The sequence below is a fragment of the Streptomyces sp. HUAS CB01 genome (assembly GCF_030406905.1).
GTDB lineage: Bacteria > Actinomycetota > Actinomycetes > Streptomycetales > Streptomycetaceae > Streptomyces > Streptomyces chengbuensis.
The window spans coordinates 6,764,861-6,784,877 of record NZ_CP129137.1 but is presented as its reverse complement, the minus strand read 5'-3'; the positions used below and the strand labels follow the sequence as shown (position 1 = coordinate 6,784,877).

At 66.5% G+C, this 20,017-nt stretch carries 16 protein-coding genes; 9 read left to right on the top strand and 7 right to left on the bottom strand.

The features are described from left to right. The first annotated feature begins 32 nt into the window (after nucleotides 1–32). From QRN89_RS29710 to QRN89_RS35650, 3 genes are all read left to right on the top strand, one after another. On the top strand, nucleotides 33–1,421 hold the full coding sequence (locus QRN89_RS29710; RefSeq protein WP_290352498.1) for a hypothetical protein: 1,389 nt from the start codon (nucleotides 33–35) through the stop codon (nucleotides 1,419–1,421). 640 nt (nucleotides 1,422–2,061) lie between these two features. Then, complete coding sequence (locus QRN89_RS35965) at nucleotides 2,062–2,304, top strand: DUF8825 domain-containing protein (protein ID WP_494478358.1); 243 nt, start codon at nucleotides 2,062–2,064, stop codon at nucleotides 2,302–2,304. Further along, nucleotides 2,279–2,506, top strand: a complete 228-nt coding sequence (locus tag QRN89_RS35650; RefSeq protein WP_356948701.1) for a LexA family protein — start codon at nucleotides 2,279–2,281, stop codon at nucleotides 2,504–2,506. The genes QRN89_RS35965 and QRN89_RS35650 overlap by 26 nt, the downstream gene beginning before the upstream one ends. Before the next feature lie 147 nt (nucleotides 2,507–2,653). Here QRN89_RS35650 and QRN89_RS29705 read toward each other — a convergent pair whose 3' ends face one another. Further along, the gene (locus QRN89_RS29705) at nucleotides 2,654–3,091 is read right to left on the bottom strand and encodes a hypothetical protein (RefSeq protein WP_290352497.1); all 438 of its coding nucleotides are present in this window, start codon (nucleotides 3,089–3,091) and stop codon (nucleotides 2,654–2,656) included. Nucleotides 3,092–3,247: 156 nt separating this feature from the next. On the opposite strand from QRN89_RS29705, the gene QRN89_RS29700 reads away from it, so the two are divergent. The 3 genes from QRN89_RS29700 (at nucleotide 3,248) to QRN89_RS29690 (ending at nucleotide 8,123) form a co-directional block, all read left to right on the top strand. After that, complete coding sequence (locus QRN89_RS29700; RefSeq protein ID WP_290352496.1) at nucleotides 3,248–6,229, top strand: outer membrane protein assembly factor BamB family protein; 2,982 nt, start codon at nucleotides 3,248–3,250, stop codon at nucleotides 6,227–6,229. Continuing rightward, entirely contained in the window at nucleotides 6,226–7,296 is a 1,071-nt protein-coding gene (locus tag QRN89_RS29695) for a PQQ-binding-like beta-propeller repeat protein (protein WP_290352495.1), read from the top strand. The genes QRN89_RS29700 and QRN89_RS29695 overlap by 4 nt, the downstream gene beginning before the upstream one ends. A gap of 416 nt (nucleotides 7,297–7,712) precedes the next feature. Continuing rightward, complete coding sequence (locus QRN89_RS29690; protein WP_290352494.1) at nucleotides 7,713–8,123, top strand: hypothetical protein; 411 nt, start codon at nucleotides 7,713–7,715, stop codon at nucleotides 8,121–8,123. A 136-nt stretch (nucleotides 8,124–8,259) separates the two neighbouring features. Here the strand turns inward: QRN89_RS29690 and QRN89_RS29685 are convergent, their stop codons facing one another. Beyond that, the gene (locus QRN89_RS29685) at nucleotides 8,260–8,865 is read right to left on the bottom strand and encodes a helix-turn-helix domain-containing protein (protein WP_290352493.1); all 606 of its coding nucleotides are present in this window, start codon (nucleotides 8,863–8,865) and stop codon (nucleotides 8,260–8,262) included. A gap of 92 nt (nucleotides 8,866–8,957) precedes the next feature. Beyond that, the gene (locus QRN89_RS29680) at nucleotides 8,958–9,533 is read right to left on the bottom strand and encodes a P-loop NTPase family protein (protein ID WP_290352492.1); all 576 of its coding nucleotides are present in this window, start codon (nucleotides 9,531–9,533) and stop codon (nucleotides 8,958–8,960) included. 717 nt (nucleotides 9,534–10,250) lie between these two features. Here QRN89_RS29680 and QRN89_RS29675 point away from each other — a divergent pair. The 3 genes from QRN89_RS29675 (at nucleotide 10,251) to QRN89_RS29665 (ending at nucleotide 13,229) form a co-directional block, all read left to right on the top strand. Further along, nucleotides 10,251–11,489, top strand: coding sequence for an IS256 family transposase (locus tag QRN89_RS29675; RefSeq protein WP_290352491.1), 1,239 nt, complete (start codon nucleotides 10,251–10,253; stop codon nucleotides 11,487–11,489). A 300-nt stretch (nucleotides 11,490–11,789) separates the two neighbouring features. Continuing rightward, nucleotides 11,790–12,026 (top strand): recombinase family protein, encoded by a 237-nt coding sequence (locus QRN89_RS29670; RefSeq protein WP_290352490.1) that lies wholly within the window; start codon nucleotides 11,790–11,792, stop codon nucleotides 12,024–12,026. Nucleotides 12,027–12,590: 564 nt separating this feature from the next. Next, on the top strand, nucleotides 12,591–13,229 hold the full coding sequence (locus tag QRN89_RS29665) for a hypothetical protein (RefSeq protein WP_290352489.1): 639 nt from the start codon (nucleotides 12,591–12,593) through the stop codon (nucleotides 13,227–13,229). A 164-nt stretch (nucleotides 13,230–13,393) separates the two neighbouring features. Here the strand turns inward: QRN89_RS29665 and QRN89_RS29660 are convergent, their stop codons facing one another. The 4 genes from QRN89_RS29660 to QRN89_RS29645 form a co-directional block, all read right to left on the bottom strand. Then, entirely contained in the window at nucleotides 13,394–13,825 is a 432-nt protein-coding gene (locus tag QRN89_RS29660) for an SUKH-4 family immunity protein (protein ID WP_290352488.1), read from the bottom strand. Between the two features lie 70 nt (nucleotides 13,826–13,895). Then, entirely contained in the window at nucleotides 13,896–14,279 is a 384-nt protein-coding gene (locus QRN89_RS29655; RefSeq protein ID WP_290352487.1) for a nucleic acid/nucleotide deaminase domain-containing protein, read from the bottom strand. Nucleotides 14,280–14,637: 358 nt separating this feature from the next. After that, nucleotides 14,638–14,865: a hypothetical protein gene (locus QRN89_RS29650; protein WP_290352486.1), complete on the bottom strand. Its 228-nt coding sequence runs from the start codon at nucleotides 14,863–14,865 to the stop codon at nucleotides 14,638–14,640. A gap of 696 nt (nucleotides 14,866–15,561) precedes the next feature. Beyond that, nucleotides 15,562–19,794 carry an FG-GAP-like repeat-containing protein gene (locus QRN89_RS29645; protein WP_290352484.1) on the bottom strand — a complete coding sequence of 1,411 codons (4,233 nt, stop codon included), beginning with the start codon at nucleotides 19,792–19,794 and terminating at the stop codon, nucleotides 15,562–15,564. Nucleotides 19,795–20,017 lie beyond the last annotated feature (223 nt).

Below are 20,017 nucleotides of genomic sequence, written 5' to 3'. Positions count from 1 at the left end.
TACGGTCAGCTCGTGAGCACGCATGTACGGGTGTGCCGGACCTGGACCCGCCTCTGCCCGCCGACACGGCCGTGCTCGTCCTGCGTTCCGGCGTCCGTCTCGGCGAGCGGGAGCTCAACGCGCTCCACCGCCTGCGGCACGTCGTACGGACCGGCTCCGGCATCGACCGCATCGACGTGAGCGCCCTCTGGCACCGTGGCATCACGCTGCACCGCAACGCCGAGGCCGGCGCGGGCGCCGTGGACGAGTGGGTGCTCGCCGCTGCCCTGGCCCTGGCCCGGCGGATCCCCTTGGGGCAGCACGCGCTGCTGCTCGGCCAGCACGAGAAGCAGGTGTACATGGGAGCGTCACTCAGCACCCTGGCCGCAGGTATCTGGGGCGCGGGTCCGGTCGGGCTGGCCGCCGAATGGGCCCTCGCCCCTACGTGGGCCGCGCGGCCTTCGCCGCGTGGCCGTCGAACTCTCCCGGTCTGCGAGAGCTGTCGCCGGCAGCCCTCATGGAGCAGTCGCAGGCCTCTGCTCATCTGCGCAGGACGGCTGGAGACCCTCGACGTCGCGGCCTGCCTGCGGGCACTGGCGGACGGGAGGCTCTCGGGTCTCGCACTCGACCCGGTCGAGCGGGAGCACCTGCCGCTGCTCACCGGCTCCACGACGCCGCTCAGCCTCCTGGCCTCGCCCCATATCGGCGCCCAGCGCTCGGACGTGCGCGGCGCACGACCGATGGGCCATCGATCTCCTCAAGGAGATCAACGCCGTCGACAAGATTCTGATCGAAGGAGGGCACCGGTGAACCCATCGGCACGACTGCGTCGGGAGATCGCCGACAGAGTCGCCCAGGCTCTGCTCGCGTCCGGCGAGGCTCGTGAGGTCTGGCTGGAGGGAGCCCTCGCCTGCGGCTTCGCCCACGCGGCGAGCGACATCGACCTGCCTGGCATCGTGGACGGCACCCTTCCGGCGTGGGAGTCCCGCATCGTGGACGGCGTCCGTGTCGACCTCCAGGCAACGGCGCCGCAGCGGGCGGAGGAACTCCGTCACCTGCTCCGCTCCTTCGACGTCCGCCGCGACGACCTCGGCTCGTTCCGCCGGGTACATGCTTCGATGCACGGCCTCATGTGTCTGCGTACCGCTCTCTCCTACGTCTCCGGACACTGGAATTCGGTGCTCGCTCCCGGGGAGCGCCAGGGCTACCGACGGTGGGCGGTTGCCGACCAGGCCGATGGCGGCGAGTCTCGCCGAGGACCTGACCGGCCTCGTCGAGGACGGCCTGGCCGAATCGGTCGGCGTCGTATGCCGGAAGCTGGAGACCTGTCTCGCTGCGCTCGACTGCGCGGCGGCCAGCCGTCCCGGACGGCGACCGCTCGTCCGGCCGCGCCTCGTACGTCTGCGAGCGCGTGGCCGGCCAGGCGCGACCGGGCGGCGTAGTCCACGACGTTCTGCAGTCGCTCCCCGATCAGCCAGTGTCGGGGGTTCTGGCAGCTCGACTCATCGCACGTGTGCCGGACCACGGCTCCGTTCCTGAGAGCGGCCGCCCCGTGATGGATGGCCCACCCCAGTACGTGCGCCGACACCACCCGGGAGGTGCCTGCCGCTCGGCTGCCCGCGCGGAGCTTCCCGTGCCCGGAGTCGCTGATGGCGCCCAGCCACCAGTGGTGGGCGTCCGGGCCGCCTCCGCGGTGCACCTTGGCCTCGTACCGCCCGACGGTCTCGGGGTCGGCGGCCAACCGCCCCCACGGCACCAGGGGCAGCTGCTCTTCCGGCATGGCGTCCTCCTCCCTCCCGGGCGCTGGAACGGCGCCCCCGTGCTTCCAGCTCACCATGACCCCACGTTCCAGCGCGGGATAGCCCCTGCAACCTCATTCCAGCAGGCGGCAGCCGGCCAGCGGGTCGCTCCGGAACGGGCATCTCTAGCGGCGGGAAGCGGCGGGACGGTCGTCGGGGAGTCCAGCCGCCACCTACCTCGTGCGTTCTCCGGGGGCCCGGGATCGCCTCCCGACTCCTTTCACCATTCCGGGTGACGTGTCTCGCCGTGCACACAAATTCGAACACGTGCTCTAATCGAGCCATGGCGCGATACGGCTTCCCTGATGACCTGGTGCAGATCCAGCGTGACTGGCTCCGCACGTATGAGGCGCTGGCTCGCTGTTCTCCCTCGGTCGGAACCACGGCGTTGCGGCGCCGCCTGATCGTGGAGTCATGCCGTATCGCCAGGCACCCCTTCTGGACTGAAACGGGCCGCTCGCCAGCCATGTGGGGGGAGCTGCGGCGGGCCGCCCGTGCAGATGACGGCTGGAGGGAGGCCGCGTGAGAGAGATCAGCGAGAGGGAGCGCCGGATCCCTCACTGCATCCGCGAGTGGATCGCGGATGCAGTGAGTCCCCGACGGTCTTGGAGATCAGCCGGGCGGTGGGCTTGTCGAGCACTGGCTCGACGGCGTACCAGCTGGGCAAGCTGCAGCAGCGGGGGCTGATCTGCCGCGACCGGGGGTGGCGCTCCATCCGCCTGTGCTGACTAGCAGGGCAATCGTCCGAGAAGTGACCGGTTGATGGCCAGGTGGCCGGGCACCCCGGCCACGGACGCCACTCCGTATCGGCGCGAACTTCACCACCGGCGGGCACATGACGGGGGCCGGGGCACCGCCGGGCTGGTACGGGCCCGTCAAGGGGCGGGGGGTGTGTTGCGGAGCAGGCGCAGGAGGCCTTCGATGCCGGTTTTCGCGAGGGCGGGTCCGAAGCGGAGGCTGAGGGTGAAGATCGCGGTGATGACGAGGATGGTGATGAGTGCCTCGGCCGGCATGTAGGCGCTGACGCCGGGCGGCTGGGTGTCCATCTGGGGAGCAGGGGCCGGGGGGCCGGGGGCCGCTTCTGGTGTCGCGGGGTTCGCCGCGGGCTGCTCCGGGGTGGGTGCTGCGGGCTGGGCGGAGGCGGCGGGCTGGAGGGAGGCGAGGAGATCGCTGCCGGACGCGTGGGCGGGGCCGGCGAGCAGGAGTCCGGTCCCCCAGGCGAGCGCCGTCGCCCTCAGGAGGAGCGGCGTGCGGGGGCGGGGGTGGCGTCGTTCTTCGGCGATGTGCTGACGTACGCGAGAATTATCCAGCATGATTGTCTTCCTGTTCCTCAACTCGGCTGTTTCCGGACGCTGTTTGCTGCCGGCGATCTCGATGGTTGAGGGCTGAACTTTGATCCACAACGGGGAACAACGCTGACCACAGGGGGAATCAACATCCCCCCAGGGGTGGCAGCCAAGGGGAGTCACATGGCCGAGGGTGACGGCAGGAATTCCCCCGAGCCGCGCGTGCCGCGTAAGCAGGGGCGGCAGCCCAAAGACCTGGCGGCGTCCGCGGGTGGGGCTCAGCGTGAGTTCGCTGAGCTGATCCGTACCGAGTTCTTCGACCGGCTCACCGCACTGGGTGTCACCACGGCCGACATCTCCAAGGCGCTCGGCTCGGGGTTCAGCGCCACCACGCTGTCGCGGTTGCGGAACGCGGACCGGGTACCGGACCGGGACAAGCTGCTGCGTCTGCTCGCCTACGCGGAAGAGATCGTGGGCCAGCCGCTGCCCGGTGAAGCGCGCGAGCGCGTGATCGAGGCCTACTACGCAGCACTGAAGATCACCAACAAGCCGCTGCACGACTCCTACCGGCTGATGGACGAGCGGGACCGCTCCGTCGCGCAGCGCGAGCAGGCGTTGGCCGAGCAGCAGCGGCTGCGGACGGAACTGGTGCGCTGTCAGGAGAGCTTGGAGAAGGCCCGGCAGGAAGTCGCGTCCTTAGAAGCGCAGGCGAAGCGTACGCGTCGGGGCGGGCTGCTGGAGCTGGAACAGGCACAGGCCGCCGAAGACGACCTTGAGCGTTGCCTGGAGCAGCAGGCAGAGCTTGCCCGTGCGGCGCGCAAGGCCCGTGGCCGGCAGCAAGCCGCGCGTAAAGAGGTGCAGCGACTGCTCGACCTGGTCGAGCAGCAGGACCGGCAAGCAACCCGCCTCGATGCCGATCGGGAGAAGGAGGTCGGTGAGCTGCGTGCGGCTCTGCTGGCCGCGCAAAAAGCGGTTGAGGAGAGCCGGCGGGCGGAGCAGACGGCGCAGGCGGAGCTGGCTGAGGTGAGGGAGAGCCTTGAGCGCGCGGAGAGTGACGCCGCGCAGCGGGCCGCCGAGCGGGATGCTGCCCTTGCGTCGCGTGCGGAGGTCAGCCAGCGGCTGCTGCAGGCACGCGTCGCGCAACTGAGGCTGGAGGAGGAACTGCGTCAGGCGCAGGAGAGCGAGGCGGAGCAGCAGCGGCTGCGGATCGCTGCCGAGCGTCAGGTGGCCGATCTGGAGGAGCGTCTGGTTGCCGCGTTCCGTTCCCGCGATGCCCTGCTGGAGGACCGCACCGCCCCGGAGGAAGCCCTTGCGGAGGCCAAGAGCACGGTGGATGAGGCGTGGGCCACGATCGGGCACGAAGTCGCCCGTATCCAGAGGCAAGCCGGGATTCCTCCGGGGGAAACAACCAGCCCCGCGGCCAAGGCCGGACCCGACCCTGAGGCGGTCGTTGTTCCCCCGGGGGAAACAGACGCACCCGCCAAGACGAAGCCTCCCACGAGGCCGACTCCACCGACGCCGGGATACGCGAGGCCAGACTGGCCGCCGGCCCCGCGCGCCTCCTTCCCGTCCGGCTACTCGCCTCCGCCGCGCGGGTCCGGGCCAGCCCCGTCCGGCTCCTCACAGCCGCCGACCTCTTCCTACGGCTCCCCGCCGCCACCCGCGCCCACGTCTTCGCACCCCCCCTCCGGCTACTCGCCGCCGCCCGCATCCTCTGGATACGGCTCCCCGGCGCCGCCAGGGTCTGCTCCCTACGGCTCCCCGCCCGCCGGGACGTCTGCCAAGCTCCCGTCGCGGTACTCGGATCCCCCGTCCTCCCCTTACGCGTCGCCGTACTCGACATCGCCGGGACCATCGCGCCCTCGCACGCCCTCAGCCCCATCGCCTTCCGCGCCGAAGCCAGGCGCGAAGCCGAGCCCTTACACAGCGGCGAAGAAGCCGCCGAGATCATCGGCTGCTTCACCGGCCGTGGTGAAGACGAAGAATGTGGATGGCGACGGCTGCGTCGTCGCGTTTGTGTTCTTCTCTTTCGTCGTCTTGATCGGCGCCTTCATCACCCTGCTGGTCGTCCTCGATGAGGACGATCCGGCATCGACTGGCAAGGCCGGTGAGAAGCCGGGGGTGACCTATCTGCAGGCCGACGCCGAACCGGACTGGGTCCTCAAGACAGCCCAGCCTCTGGACTGGGCGCCTGTGCTCGATGGCGGCACGCTGGTGACGTCCGGACACAACCGCGATGTCTACGGGGCCGACGCCAAGACCGGCACGCTGAAATGGACCACGCCAAGCGGTGGTCTGATCGCCCAGCCCGTCGCCGCGAACGGGCTGGTCCACGTGATGACCATGGACAAGAAGCTGCGCACCCTCGAGGTGAAGACCGGGGCGGTGAAGTGGGACGAGGTCATGGACGGGATGGAGTCCGCCGCGGTGACGCAGAGCGGAGTCCTGGTGACCACCAACGGACCTACCATCACGGCTCGGCTGGCTCAGAACGGCGACGAGCTCTGGACGCAGTCTCTGGAATCGAACGCCACGGGCCGCATCGCCCTGTCGGAGGTCGCCGGTTTCCGTCGAAACTCCTTGGGTCGTATCACCGTCCGGAATGGCACGGCCTACGTCATGACCGAGAAGGGGTTCCTGTGGGCGCTGGACCTGAGCTCCGGTGCAACGAAGTGGAAGCGGACCCTCACGCCCTCGCACCGGAATCTCGGGTGTGTCACCTCCGGGCAGACCGTGGTCGCGGTGACCGACACGCACGTCGTCGCGCTCGACAGTGCCGGCAAGGAGACCTGGCGTCGTGCGGTCACCGCTGAGGGCCGGAACATGGCCGCCGACGCCACGACGCTGTACCTCCGCGCTTCGACAGACGACGAGAAGCTGCTCCGGGCTCTTGACTTGAAGACCGGCAAGGAACGCTGGCAGCGCGCGTTCCCCACCTCTTCCGGCGATGCCCCGTTGGGCAACCTCGCCTTGTTTGCCGACCGTCTCTACTACTCCAGCCAAGGCCGTCGGCTGTTTGCCCTGCGCGTCGGCGACGGCGGTTTCATGGGCTCCTTCTACGAGAGTGACAACAAGATCCGCGGCACCCTCGCCACCGCCGAAGGCGTGTTCGTGGCCGGCGTGAACCACCGTCTCGTCCATGTCCCCGCGGGGGAGTTCACATGACCTCTACCAGGCGACCCCGGTACAAGCGGGCGGCGCTCCTCGTGACACTCTCGGCCGCGGCAGCCCTGCTGACCGCCTGCCACGAAGACCCGGGGCCCGGCGTCGAGAGCAAACCGGCATGGAGCCGTCCGCTGCCGGAGAAGCGGTGGTGCCTGCAGTACGAGGCCAAGGCGCTGGTCGACTCCGGTGGTGGTACGGTCCAGCGCTACGACCCGGCCAGCGGCAAGATCATGTGGAGCTACAAGGCTCCGAACCAGTCCTGCCCTCGCGCCACGAAGCAGGCCGTCTACAGCGCCGGCGACGGCCGCATCAACGCGATCGACCCGGAAACCGGCAAACCTCTGTGGACCGCTGTCACCTCGGACCCCAAGCCCGCCGTCACCGACGGATACGAACCGGTCGCCACCACCAGCCACGTCCACACCAAATTCGACGGCCAACTCCGCGCCGTCGACCTCACCACCCACAAAGTCACCTGGCAGCGCTGGGAAACCGACGACGTCGGGATGGAGCGCATCGCCGCCGCCGGCAACGTCCTCGTCACCGTCACCGCCAACGGCAAAGTCCGCGCCCTGAACGGCTCCAACGGAAAACCCCTGTGGACCTACGCCACCCCATCAGCGGGAAGCATTCTCGCCGAACCCGTCATCGACGGCGGATCCGTCTACGTCAGCTCCGCCGACCGCCACCTCTACGCCATCAGCCTCACCACCGGCCGGCTCCAGTGGCGCACCAAGCTCCACGCCCCCAGCGACTGGAGAGTCGCCGTCCGCGGCGACACCCTGTTCACTGCCGACAACGAATACCTCTACGGGCTCGACAGGAAGGCCGGCAAGATCCGGTGGGAGATCAAGTCCGACGACCACCAGTTCATCGGCACCAGCCCCGGACAACTCCTCTACACCCGCCCCAAATCCAAAGAGATCCGCTCCCTCAACCCCACCACCGGCGACACCAACTGGACCCTCCCCCTCAGCGACAAAGACGCCTACTTCGCCACCAGCGCCACACACCTCTTCATCCAGGCCGGCAAGAACATCAGCGCGTACAAACTCACCAACCCCTGAGCGTCCCCGCGCCGCCGAGGATGGGGCTGCCGCGCAGGCCGCGTAAGCCGCGGTGCGGGATCAGCCAGGGCACGCGCGGATCGGGCCCGGGCGCGGTAGCGGCCCCAGAGCAGGCCCGCCTTCGCCGCCCGTGACGGCAGCGCCCGGTGGCTTGACTTCTCGGCTGACGGGGCACGGCCCTGCCCGCCACGACCTCGAGGAAAAGGGCGGGGCGGCACACCACATGAGGTGCGGTGGCTCTGTTCACGAGTTTCGAGTTTCGACAGCGGTTGTTCACCATCTCGGGAGGCATCCGGATTGGCCCTGGGGCGAGGTTTACGAGAACGGGAGTCACCTCAAACCCGCCGGCCAGCCGGGCCGAGGTGGGCGTCGGCTGGCCTCACGCCTGACGTCAGCGCGCCCAGTAGGGTGGTCTGATGTTCGATCGTTTGGAGATCAGGGTGTTGCCGCCGGGACCCCGGTTCGCTGCCCAGTTGCGGCTCTGGGTCACCGGCGAGGACGTGGTCGAGGCGGCGGTCGGCGAGGGCGGCCGCGGACCGTACGCGGCTGATGCGCTGCCGGCCGGCCATCCCAGCCCTCTCCGGGCGACCAGCGACGCGCGCCGCCTGGAGCTGGGGGAACCGGACTGCACCGGCGGCTGCTGCGGCTTCCTGACTGTGGTTGTGCAGCGGTTCGGGGAGATCGTGCAGTGGTCGGACTGGGAGGTTCCGTTGGGGACGGGGATGACAGCGCCCTACCCGCCGCCTGAGCTCCACTTCGATGCGCGTCAGTACGACGCCGAAGTGGCCCGCGTCGAGGCGGACCGTTGGTGGCAGGTGCACCCGTAGCTCAGCCCGGCGCGACCGGCCGGCTGGGGACTCACCGGCCTCGCGTCCTTGATCAACGGGGACCGCGCCAGCAGGCCCAAGTGCTGTCGAAACTCTTCTCGTGAACAAAGCCAGTGCCGGCCCTTCCGCGTGCGGATCAGTCGGGCGGGGAGGTCTGGCTGGCCTGGGTGAGGAGGCGTTCCCAGGTGCGTGTCGATCCGCCGTGCTGTTGGGCGAGGGATGCTGCGAGGTGGTGGCGGGGGGTGTCGCCGGCGGTGCTGAGGGCTGCGGTCGCGGTGTGCAGGCGGGGATCGCCTTCGTAGGCGTGTGCTTTGCGGGGGCCCTTTCCTGTGCCTGGTGGGCGACCGCCGCCCTTTCCCTGGCCGGGTGGGTTGTTCCGGCGTTCTTCGAGGTCTCCGCGGGGCCACACGCGGAGGCTGTAGAGAGTTTTGCCTGCTGAGATGTAGCCCTGGGTCGCGTAGGCGCGGACGGTGCTTGCCGAGACGCCGAGGAGGGCGGCTGCCTCTTCGTCGTTGAGGAGGTCGTCGGGATGTTCTCCGGTGGGCAGCGTGGGAATGGGCTTGCCCGCGAGGTAGGCACGGGCTTGGGCGAGGTCGTAGATCAGGATGCGGCTGCGGGGGAAGAGGCTTGCTACGCGCTGGCGGAAGGCGGGGGCATCGCGGCGCCGCCAGGTGGCGATGGGGACGCCGGCTTGCTGGGCGATGTCGGCCTCATTGATCACTGGCCGGTTGCGGGGGATCACTGTGGGGTTCCTTGAGCTGCTGTGGGGTCGCGGGGGGCCTTGTAGGCTGGTGGTACTTCCTGCGCTGGCGTTCCGCCGGCACGGATGGTTGGTCAAGGGCCGGCGGTGTGCCGGGTCGCTCCGTGTGAGTGGCTCTCCGTCGGCCCTTTCCTCATTTCCGTCTTCCATCTGCGGACTTCACGCGGGTTGCGGAGCCTGACGACCTGGACGCCCCGATCGGCTGTCTCGGCTACCTGCAGGGCATAGCGGGGCCGGTTGTTCCGGTACTTGCGGATGGCGGTGCGCAGCAGCGACCGGCGGTGGAAGAAGGCCTTGCTCCAGGTCAGTCGCCTGGCCTGTGGGCTGTCTTCGTGTCCGGTGAGCTGGTAGAGGCTGCGGCGCACGATGCGGTACACGATCAGAGGCAGCGGGAAGTCGAGCCACACGAGTGCGTCGGCGCGGTGCCAGACCACATCGGCCAGCTTGGAAAAGTTCCCCTCGACGATCCATGCGTCGTGCCGGGTGATCTCTCCTGCCTGTCGGCGGAACTCCGGCAGCGGCAGGGGGCCGTCAGGGGCGAAGAGAAGGTCATCGAGGTCTGTGTGTAGGTAGCCGAGCTCTGCTGAGAGCCACTTGGCCAGCGTGGTCTTTCCTGTGGCGGGTGGTCCGAAGAGCGCGATTTTCCGCATGGATTCCTTACCTTGGCGGTGTCCGGGCTGCGCCGGCCTTCGGCCGGCGGTGGCAGCGCAACACATCGGGACTTGACACCTTAAACATTACAGCAACCAGACTCGCGAGTGAGACTCGTTCGGGGCCTGGGCCGGCCGCGGAGGCGGCTCCTCAGCCCCGCAGGGGCGGGCCCGTGCCCGAAGGGCGCTTGAAGGGGCCGGCGCGAAGCGCCTGCCCGTAGGGCAGAGAAAGCCGCCCGTGGCCGAAGGCCACTCAGGGGGCGGCGTTTCCGCTGGTCCGCCCCGCGCCCGAAGGGCGCTTCAAGGGGCGGACGCCAGCCGCTTGCGGCTGTCCTTTACGCCGGCGCCCCGGCCCGCCTGGTGGCGGGCCGGGGCAGTGGGGGCGGGCCGGACCCGGTCACCGGGTCCGGCCCTGCGGTTCTACAGGCGGGGGAACAGGGCCCGCACTGGATGCCCTGAGCGCGACAAATCTGTCGTACGGCACCTCTACGAAGTTCGTGTCAGCGGCAACCGCATGGCGCCAAAGAGCATGACCCGGCGCGCACCTGAGCACCGATCCGGCGCAAGCAACGCCGGGGAGGTCGGTTGCGTCCTGGGAAGTGGTGTACGGGTTCGACCTGATCCGGGGGTTTGCTCCGGCATCGGGATGGCGCCCGCATAGACGAACGGCCACCGGCTGATCTTCGAAGTGTCGAAGCCTCGAAGGAGATCAGCACGATGACCGCACCAGACAGTCTGCCCCTGCACGCCCTCGCCGAGGACAACCTCGCCTCGGCGAGTCCCGATCTGCTGCGCGCGATGGTGAAGACGTTCGCCGATGCGCTCATGTCGGCGGAGGCCGACGCCCTCTGCAACGCGGAGTACGGGCAGGTCAGCGAGGAACGCGTCAACCATCGCAACGGCTATCGCCCGCGCGAGTGGGACACCCGCGCCGGGACCGTCGAGCTCGCCGTCCCCAAGCTGCGGCAGGGCAGTTACTTCCCGCACTGGCTGCTCGAACGCCGTCGCCGGGCCGAACAGGCCCTGATCTCGGTGGTCGCCACCGCCTACCTGCTCGGCGTCTCCACCCGCCGGGTCGAGAAGCTCGCCGAGTCCCTCGGTGTCACCCAGCTGTCGAAGTCCCAGGTCAGCGCGATGGCCAAGCACTTGGACGAACAGGTCGCCGCCTTCCGCAACCGGCCCCTGGACGCCGGGCCGTATGCGTTCGTCTGGGTCGACGCACTGACCCAGAAGGTCCGGGAAGGCGGCCGCATCATCAACGTCCACGCGCTGATCGCGGTTGGCGTCAACGCCGACGGACACCGCGAGATCCTCGGCATCGACGTCGCCACCGCCGAAGACGGCGCCGGCTGGCTCGCCTTCCTGCGCTCACTCATCGCTCGCGGCCTAACCGGCGTCCAGCTCGTCATCTCCGACGCCCATGCCGGCCTCGTCGACGCCATCGGTGCCGTTCTGCCCGGCGCGTCGTGGCAGCGCTGCCGCACCCACTATGCGAGGAACTTGCTGAGCCAGGTTCCGAAATCGGCCCAGCCCTGGGTGGCCACGCTGCTGCGGACCGTCTTCGAACAGCCCGACACCGACGCGGTCCAAGCACAGATGCGGCACGTCCTGGACGCGCTGGAGGCCAAGTTCCCGAAAGCCGCAGCCCACTTGGACGCTGCCCAGCATGACCTGCTGGCCTTCACGGCCTTCCCGCGTGAGATCTGGCGACAGATCTGGTCCAACAACCCGCAGGAGCGGCTGAACAAGGAGATCCGCCGCCGCACAGACGTGGTCGGCATCTTCCCCGACCGCACCGCCGTCATCCGGCTGGTCGGGGCGGTCCTGGCCGAGCAGAACGACGAGTGGACCGAAGCCCGCCGCTACATGGGCCGCGACCTGCTGGCCAAGGCCCGACTCCACCCGATCGAGTCAGAAAACAACGACACCCTCCTGCCCACCGAACTCACCGCATAGCCTCAAAACGAGATCGCCGAGTGGCCGTCGATACACCACTCCAACGGACGTGACCGGGAGGTCGACGTAACCCTCCCTGCTGAGCCGCCTCTCGTGACCGAGTCTGTCGCCACCAGCCTTTTGGATTTCCTTCGCGAGCTTGGCGGCGACCCGAGTCAGGCTTGCCCGAGAGCAGGCGGCAGTGCACCACAGGGCTGAGGGATCCGCTGGCGCTTCTCACCCTCTCCGGGTAGGACAGAACGCCATCAACATACGCACCCCAACCACTGCACCGGACCGCCATGGAGGTCTCAGCCGCTCGTGATCCGTTTCGCCTTCGCCGGACGCTGCTCCACCGAGGACCTTCAAGACCCCGACGCCTCACGGAACTGGCAACTCACCCGCGCCCGCGCCCTCATCGAACCCGCCCAGGGCCATATCGTCGCCGAGTACTTCGACATCGGCCACAGCCGCGCCCTGCCCTGGCAGCGCCCCCCCGCACCAACGAACTCCTCAAAGCCCTCCGCGATCCCAGACGCGGATTCGACGCCGTCGTGATCGGAGAGCCCCAACGCACCTTCTACGGGAACCAGTTCGGCAACACCTTCCCCGTCTTCGTCCACTTCCGCATCCCACTGTGGGTGCCCGAGGTCGGCGGCCCCATCGACCCGGACAACGAGGCCCACGACCTCGTCATGTCCGTCTTCGGCGGCATGAGCAAGGGAGAACGCAACCGCATCAAGATCCGCGTACGGACCGCCATGAGCTCCCAGGCCCAACTACAGGGCCGCTACCTCGGCGGACGCCCTCCCTACGGCTATCGCATCGCCGACGCCGGACCACATCCGAACCCGGCCAAAGCCGCCGCCGGCCAGCGCATCCACAGTCACAACCTAGAGTCTCGATCAAACCCGGAACGGTTCACACAACCCCACCGAGCAGTGGATCCGCTCCAACGAACCCGCCCACGAAGCGATCATCAGCCCCGACCATTTCGACGCCGTCCAAGCCCTCCGCAGACAGCGAGCCCGCAACCAGGGACGACAGGAACGAGCCGGAAAACCCAGCGCCCGCCCCTACGCGCTGCGCGGGCGCGTCCGCTGCCAGCTGTGCGGGCGGAAGATGCAGCCCTCGACCATCCGCGACCGCGTCTACTACCGGTGCCAATTCACCGAGCACGAAACAGCACTCCACCCCGGCCTCGACCACCCCCGCACCGTCTACCTACGGGAAGACATCGTCTGCCAGGCCCTGGACCAGTGGATCGCCCGCGCCTTCGCACCCGACCGGCTCACCGCCACGATCGAAGCCCTGGCCCAAGCCAGTGCCGCCGCAAGCGCCAACGACTCGCAGACACCCGAGCAGGCCCAAGCCCGCAAAGCAATCAAGGACTGCGACCGCCGCCTCGCCCGCTACCACGCCGCCCTCGACGCCGGCGCCGACCCCGCCGTCGTCACCCAATGGATCAACGCAGCGCACCGAGACAAGGAAAGCGCCCAGAAGCAGCTCGACGCGCTCCCCCACGCGCACCGACACAAGGAGCCACGACTCGACGCCCACCGCATCCGACAGCTCACGGACAGCCTCGGCGACATCGCACAACGCATTCACGCAGCCAGCGCCGATGCAAAAGGGGCCGCTCTACGAAGCCCTCGGCATCACGATCACCTACGAACACGAAACGAGGACCGCGACCGTAAGGTCGAGGCCCTCGAATCCGTATCGTCAGTGGTTGTGTCCGAGGGGGGATTCGACCACTAGCGATACGGTCGTGGTCGCGCAAGGGAAACTGTAGGCGGGTGGGTGAAGCAGGCAGGGGAGGAGGGATGGCCAACCAGCACGGCGTAGCGAGAGTACTGGCATTGAATGGCCCGACAGCCCACGACGTCACTCCCATCCATGTAAGCCTTGGGGGTAATTCAATGCTATTCGTAAAACTCACCCATGCTTACATCCCACCTAAATTCATGCCAGAACGAACCCTCTCGATACGCCATCGAGTCGATTCGTTTAACCGTCTCCTCTACGAGCCGGGCACCTTCTTCCCATTCATCTGAATCCGAGTCAGCGGAATAGTAGGGAAACTTTTCGGTCAGCTCGCGAACGCACTCCGTGAAATGGGCAACACTTCCGTTAACGAAGTCCGTGTCATCCAAGGTGATCCCCGAGACCACTTGACCAGTTACTGCATTCACAAAGACACTTACCGCGCGGCCAATCGAGCCAAACTTAACAAATACGGAGGATCCGACATGGAAACGTTCCGCGTGATCCACGGCACGATAGGAGAAAAAGCTCTTCGGCACCACGAGATGCATACCCGCATCGCTTGATAGATCAACCAACGAGAAATTCATACCCGTGTATCTCCAAGTCTCAATGGGGGTCCGAGCCGGACCCCCATCGCAGCATACGCCAATACGAGTGTTACTGATTGAAGAGCTTCTTTATTTCTGCTGCGATCTGCTTAGTGGTCTCATCACGCCCCGCATCTCCAATATCGTTCCACTTGAAGGACCAACTGACATTCTTAATGCCCGCCGCCTCAAGCTGAGAAGCACACCTGTGACCCGTGTTGCATGGCTCACGCTCGGAGTAGACTGCGACGATCTTTCTGTCTGCAGCCGCTTGCAGAAGATACTCCTCTGAATGTAGATACTGGTCCGCGTGCGCCACGAGTATCGTTCCATCAGCGAGTAGCGCTGACGCGTAGTTTCCATTCCTCTTATTGTCGATCAGTCGCTGAAGTCGGACTGCCTCACTGAGGTGACTCCCACCGCAGGGAACTTGACCGACGAGCTCGATTGCCACGTCCAACTTCTTGGTGGCTTTCGATGCTTCCACACCCTCGTCGAGAGCTTTGGCGAGCTTTCCGAGTTTGCCGAATGGTATGAACCCAGCAAGGACCCAACCACAATGAGATAGCTCGCGATTTGCGATACATCCTATCCAGTCGTCAACACCAAGCGCCTCACCCCAGGCTGTCTTGTTCTTCTCCCATCCGCACTTAACATCTCAGAACCCGCACTCACTCTTGAAATTCTTGTTCCAACCGCACTTCACATCCCAAAAACCGCAGTCGGTTTCATCGGGGATAACTATAGAGTCGCCGCGGACTTCAGCTGTACCTCCCTCGCCGCCGGGCTCAGGGGGAACATTCCCACCAGAATCAATTACGGAGGGCTGACCGCTCTGACCACCGTTTGAGTTTGTGCCGCAGCCTTCCCAGCCGGGTCTGCCGCAGGCTAGTCCCATGCCGGACGGATCGGAGAAGGTCGCAGGGTTTTGGGCACCGTAGCTGTAGCCGTGTCTGGTGCTTGTCAAGTTCCAGCAGAGGGTCAACGCTGATGAACTGCCCGATGGTTGGGTCGTATTCGCGAGCGCCGATGTGAGTCAAGCCGGTTGCAGTGTCTGCCGGCTTACCGAGGAACGTTCATCCGGACTCGCGGATGGCGGCCTCCATGCGCGGTGACTGGAGGGGGAGATTGTGTCTGGTGAGCGACTCTATGCATGGGTCCGGACGTGGTGCGAGCAGACCAGTGCGGCGCTCGGAGAGTGGGTGAGGGTGTTCGGGGCGACGCACGGATTCCTGTCCGGCCAGAACGCCGTAAGGCTGACCACGGACGGGTGCTCCAAGGCGACGGATGCTCTCGTGGACCTGACGCAATCCCATCCGATCTGGCCACGCTCTACTGGGTGATCAGCGAGCTCTCGCTGCCTGATGTCGACAGTGGCTACTTCGTCCACTCACCGGCCACGGTTGCGGAGCATTTCCGCGAGTACGGCTCCATCGGGATCGCTGAAGACGGGCTTGCTCTGGTGTTCGCCAGCGACGGTGCAGCACCTTCGCACTGTGCTCGCCCTCCTCCCAGCGCAGACGCACAGAGCTCTTGGCGAAGGCGACCTCCGAGATCCGCGAATCGGAGAATGCGGACACCGCTGCCGCCTACGATCTCGATCAGGCCGAGGCCTTCTGGCTGGGTGTGGCCGGAGACCCCAACAGGGCCGTGGGGGTTTTGGTGGACTCGCCGAGGTGTGTAAATGACACCGCTCCCGGCACGGGTATGCCGGAAGCGGTGTCAGTGGTGAGTTGCTAGTTGTAGGGCTTGAAGAAGCGGGTTGACGCGTAGACCCACTCGGATGAGGTATAGCTCCAGCTGGCGAGAGCGCCGTTGAACTTGGCGTCTTCCCTGGCCGTCCAGGTCCACATCTTCACGGCGCCGTCGGGTTGGTGGTACATCGCGCCGATGTCGTCCCGTCCGTCGCCGTTGTAGTCGCCGATGACGAGTTGGCTGCGCTTGATGTCCCAGTTCCCTGCGTTGCTGGAGAGGGAGACGAAAGCGGAGCCGAAGTGGTTGTCGGGCTCGGATTCGGCGATGAAGGTGGAGACCTTGTCGCTGCCGTCGGCGTAGTCGTACCAGATCATGGCGTCATCGCGCCCGTCGCCGTTGAAGTCTCCGGCATGTGGGGTGGAGCGGTTCCAGTCGAGTGATGAGGTGTACCACCATGATGTGGGGTTGGCGAACCCTCCGGTGGCGGTGGCCAGGAAAGTGTGGTTGCGCACGGTGTTGTCGCCCTGGCCGTAGAAGACGCCTATGTCGTCGCGCCCGTCTCCGTTGAAGTCTCCAGTGACGAACTTGCAGCGGTTCCTGAGCCAGGTGCCACTGGGAGCGGACCAGGACTCGAAGGGCTTGTTGAATCCTCCGGTGACGCTGGAGGTGTAGGTGAAGAGTTTGCTGGTGCCGTCGGGATAGGCGTACCAGACGGCGATGTCGTCGCGTCCGTCGCCGTTGAAGTCGCCTGCTTGCGGGGTCATATAGCTGGTGTGCATCACGCCTTTCGGGACGGCCCAGGACTCGATGGGAGTGCCGAACCCTCCTGCGGGGTTTCCGAGTGCGGTCCATAGCGAAACGGCGGTGTCGCTGTGGCCTTGAAGAGCCGCCATGTCCCCACGTCCGTCGCCGTTGAAGTCACCGGTGACGAACTTCAGCGACTTGGCGTCCCATTTGCCGATCGGAGCGCTGTAGGACTTGTAGGGGGTCTGGAACGAGCCGTTGGAGTTCGCCATCACTGTGTATGTGGCATCCGTTCCGGCCGTGAAGTCGTACCAGAGACCCATGTCGCTGAATCCGTCACCGTTGTGGTCGTGACGGATGGCAGTGCCGCTGCTCCACTGGGCTTGGCCCTTGATGTTGTAGATGACGAGGCTGCCTCGGTCTTGGAGCACCGCGTGGCCGTTGGCTGCGGCGGTCTTTGATTCCCACAGCTTGGTGCTCTCATCAGCTGCGTAGACCACGAGGTTGCCGTCGGCCTGCATGACTGCCTTGGCTCCCGCGTTACCCGCGGTCTTGGTGGACCACAGCGCCTTGTCGGCATTGGACGTGATGACCAGGTTGCCGTCCGTACCCATCGTGAGCTTGGCTGAGTCCGAGGCATAGGACTGGCCGCCCGTGAGGGTGGTGCCGGAGGGGATGCGCGCACCGCCGGTGACGCCGTCGATGGTGAAGTAGGCGGCGAAGGACATGTTGTCCGTACCGGGGGTCTTGCCGGGCCAGCCGAGCATGATGTTGTCGGCCTTGCGGGCATACAGGTCAGCGAGGCCGTCGCCGGTGAGATCTCCGGCTGAGCCGATGCTCGGGTAGAGAGAGGCGGGGTAGCCCGTACCGATCTTCACCCGTCCGGCGGTGTTGCCCCAGGTGGTGGGGTCGAGCTTCCCGTCGGGGCCCCTTTTGCCGTAGGAGCGCCAGACGGAGCCGGTGCTGTCCTCGCGCAGCCACAGGTCTGGGAGGTTGTCGCCGTTGACGTCACCGGGGGCGATGACGGTGAATTTGTCCCAGTCGCCCTCGCCGACGAGGACGGGCGGGTGCTGGCCGCCGAGGTCGAGGTCGTAGGTCGCCTTGTTGCCGTAGTAGGCCCAGAGCTGCTTGCCTTGCTTGACGAGCATGTCGGGATGGTCGTCACCGTTGATGTCGCCTGGGCCGAGGGCCTGTTCAGCGTTGTACCAGTGGTCGTCACCGGTCCATTCACCGCCGTAGTCGCAGCCTATTTCCGGGTCCTTGACGGGGCAGGTCGCCGTCAGTTCTTTTCCTCCGGGGATGATGACGCCGGTGCCGTTGTTCTTATACGTCCAGAGCTTCTTCTTCTTGTCTACTGGGTCGTAGGCGAGGCTGACGAGGTCGTTGACTCCGTCCTGGCCCCAGTCGCCAGCGAACGTGACCTGCTGGTCCGCGAAGGACTCGCCTGCTCCATTGGTGGCGGCGGAGAAGGTTCCGTCGCCTTGGCCGGCGTACGTAAGCAGGGTTCCGTAGGAGTCGACGCTCCAGAGGTCACGGTGGGTGTCGCCGTTGAGGTCGTGCTCCCCGTCCTCTTTCTCTTCGCGAGCGGCGTAGTAGATGTACGTCGCGGTGTCGGATCGGTTGCCCGCCTGGTCCACGCTGAACGCGTAGACAAAGTGCGGACCGTAACCGGGCGGGGTGACGGGCACCTCGATGCCGGGCTGCGCGTACTTCACGTCGGGGTCATGGTCGGTGTAGTAGCCGTATTCCTTGACCCCTTCGGCACCGCCGTCGGCGAAGGTGAACTTCCCGGTCTCGCGCGCCTTGCCCGTTGTCGTGGGCCAGCCGTTGTCACCGGGCGGGAAGAAGTTGCCCACCGAGGTGATCACGGGCGGCTTGCTTGGCCGGGCTCTGTCGACGGAGAACTTGCACGTGGCCGACCAGCCCGAATAGGTGTTGTCCTGGTCCTTGCCGCGCACCTTCCACGTGTAGTCCCCGCCGGTCAGATACGAGTCAGGCACCGGGTAAGTGGTGACCTGGCCCTTGATGGCGGGCATGGACTGGGTTACGACCGGGGTGGCCGTTCCCGCCTTGAAGATCTGGAACTCGGCGGTGAGGTTTCCGCCGTCCTTGTCGTCGATCTTCGCGTACACGCTCACGCGCGTGTTGCCGAGCTGGCCGCCGTTTGCACAAGAGGTCTTGGGATGGGTACCCAGAGTCGTTGGGGTCTTGGGCGGGTTGTTGTAGATCGTTTCCAGGACCGCGGTCTTGGCGTCGAACTTCTTCCAGCCGAAGGTGTCCCCCTCGTCACGTGCGTACAGGCCGAAGTTGACGCTGGCCCAGCCCTTCGAGGCGGCTTCGCGGATCTTGGCGGTCGCATTGAACTCGAGGTTGCCAGCGGCGCAGTCTTTGCTCCAGCCCTTGGCGTCGTCGACCGAGGCCAGCTTCGCGCCAATCTGTGCGGGCTGGTTCTTCCATGTGGTCTTGGGAGAGATCGGGCCGACGTGATAAAGATCGACCGGCCTGGCCTGGCAGGACCACGACCAGGTGTTCTTGATCCGGAACGTGGACGACTTGACCGCCGCACCCTTGAGGTTGGCGGTGTCGAGTTGGAAGAACGACCGGGAGATCCGGTCCGAACCGCCGGACTCGGACTCGTAGCCGACCCGCACGACCTCCTTCGTGTTCCAGTAGGAGTTGTCCGGCCAGTGCTTGTAGACCCGGGTCCAGTTCTGACGCTTCCCCCACGTCCAGGACGGGTCGATGTAGACCGGGTACTTGGTGTCTTGGCCAGTCAGCAGCTCCTGGTCGGGCTTAATCTCCAGGGTGTCGCCAGAGACCGTGGTCGGCATCTGCGCGTCCTGCGCTCCGGGTATGGGTTCGAACGCGTCGGTTGGAGCGTTCGTTGTCGACCGGGCAGCGCCACCCGAGGAAATCGTTGTGGAGTCCCACATGAGCGGGGACGGGCTGGTGAACACGATCTCCCCGGCAGGGTTGACCGCGGTGACACTGCCGGTATCCGCGTCCGTGGACACCGTCAGTCCGACCGTGTCCAGCTTGTACTTTAGGGCGGCCAGCTCAGGGTTCGCGGCTGCCTCAGGGGTCTTGACGATCAAGAGTTGGGAGAAGCCCTCGACTTCTCCCTTCAGCTGCATGTCGACGCCCGGCAGCACGTCAGGGTAGGTGGCGACGTTCTCGGCAAGCGTCGGCGCGGGCAGCGGCTTGGGCCAGGTCAGGGTCAGAGTGCGGCCGTCCTTGACACCGGAGAGCAAGGGCCCGCTCCCGCCACCTGAGAACGACACCACCACAGTCGATGCCTTCGGCACGACCCGCCCGTCTGCGCCAAGAGCAAGGGTCGGATCGGTCGGTACCCAGGCCCCGTCCTTCAGCATCCGCACCGGGGTGCCGTGCCGCTTGACTGACCAAGTGCCGTCGGGGAGCGCCCAGGTGTCCGACGATTCGGTCCGGGCCGAGGTCAGCTCGTAGGGCTGGCCGGTGGAGGCAGCCTGCTGAAGCGCGTAGTCCTCTTCGCTCAGGGAGCCGTCTGCCACAGGGTCCGCGGTCACAGCAGTTGATGCCGCTGCTACTGCCGATCCCGGGGGCACTGCGAGAAGTCCTGAGGCGGCAATTCCACTTGTTAGAACCAGGGATATCGCCCGGGAAGCCGCCGACCTTCTTCGCTTGCCACTACGAGGTCTTATCTGATGCACACAAACCCCTCAATGTCTGATAACCGACGGGACTCTATCCGTCACCACGGAGATTGCCCAGCCC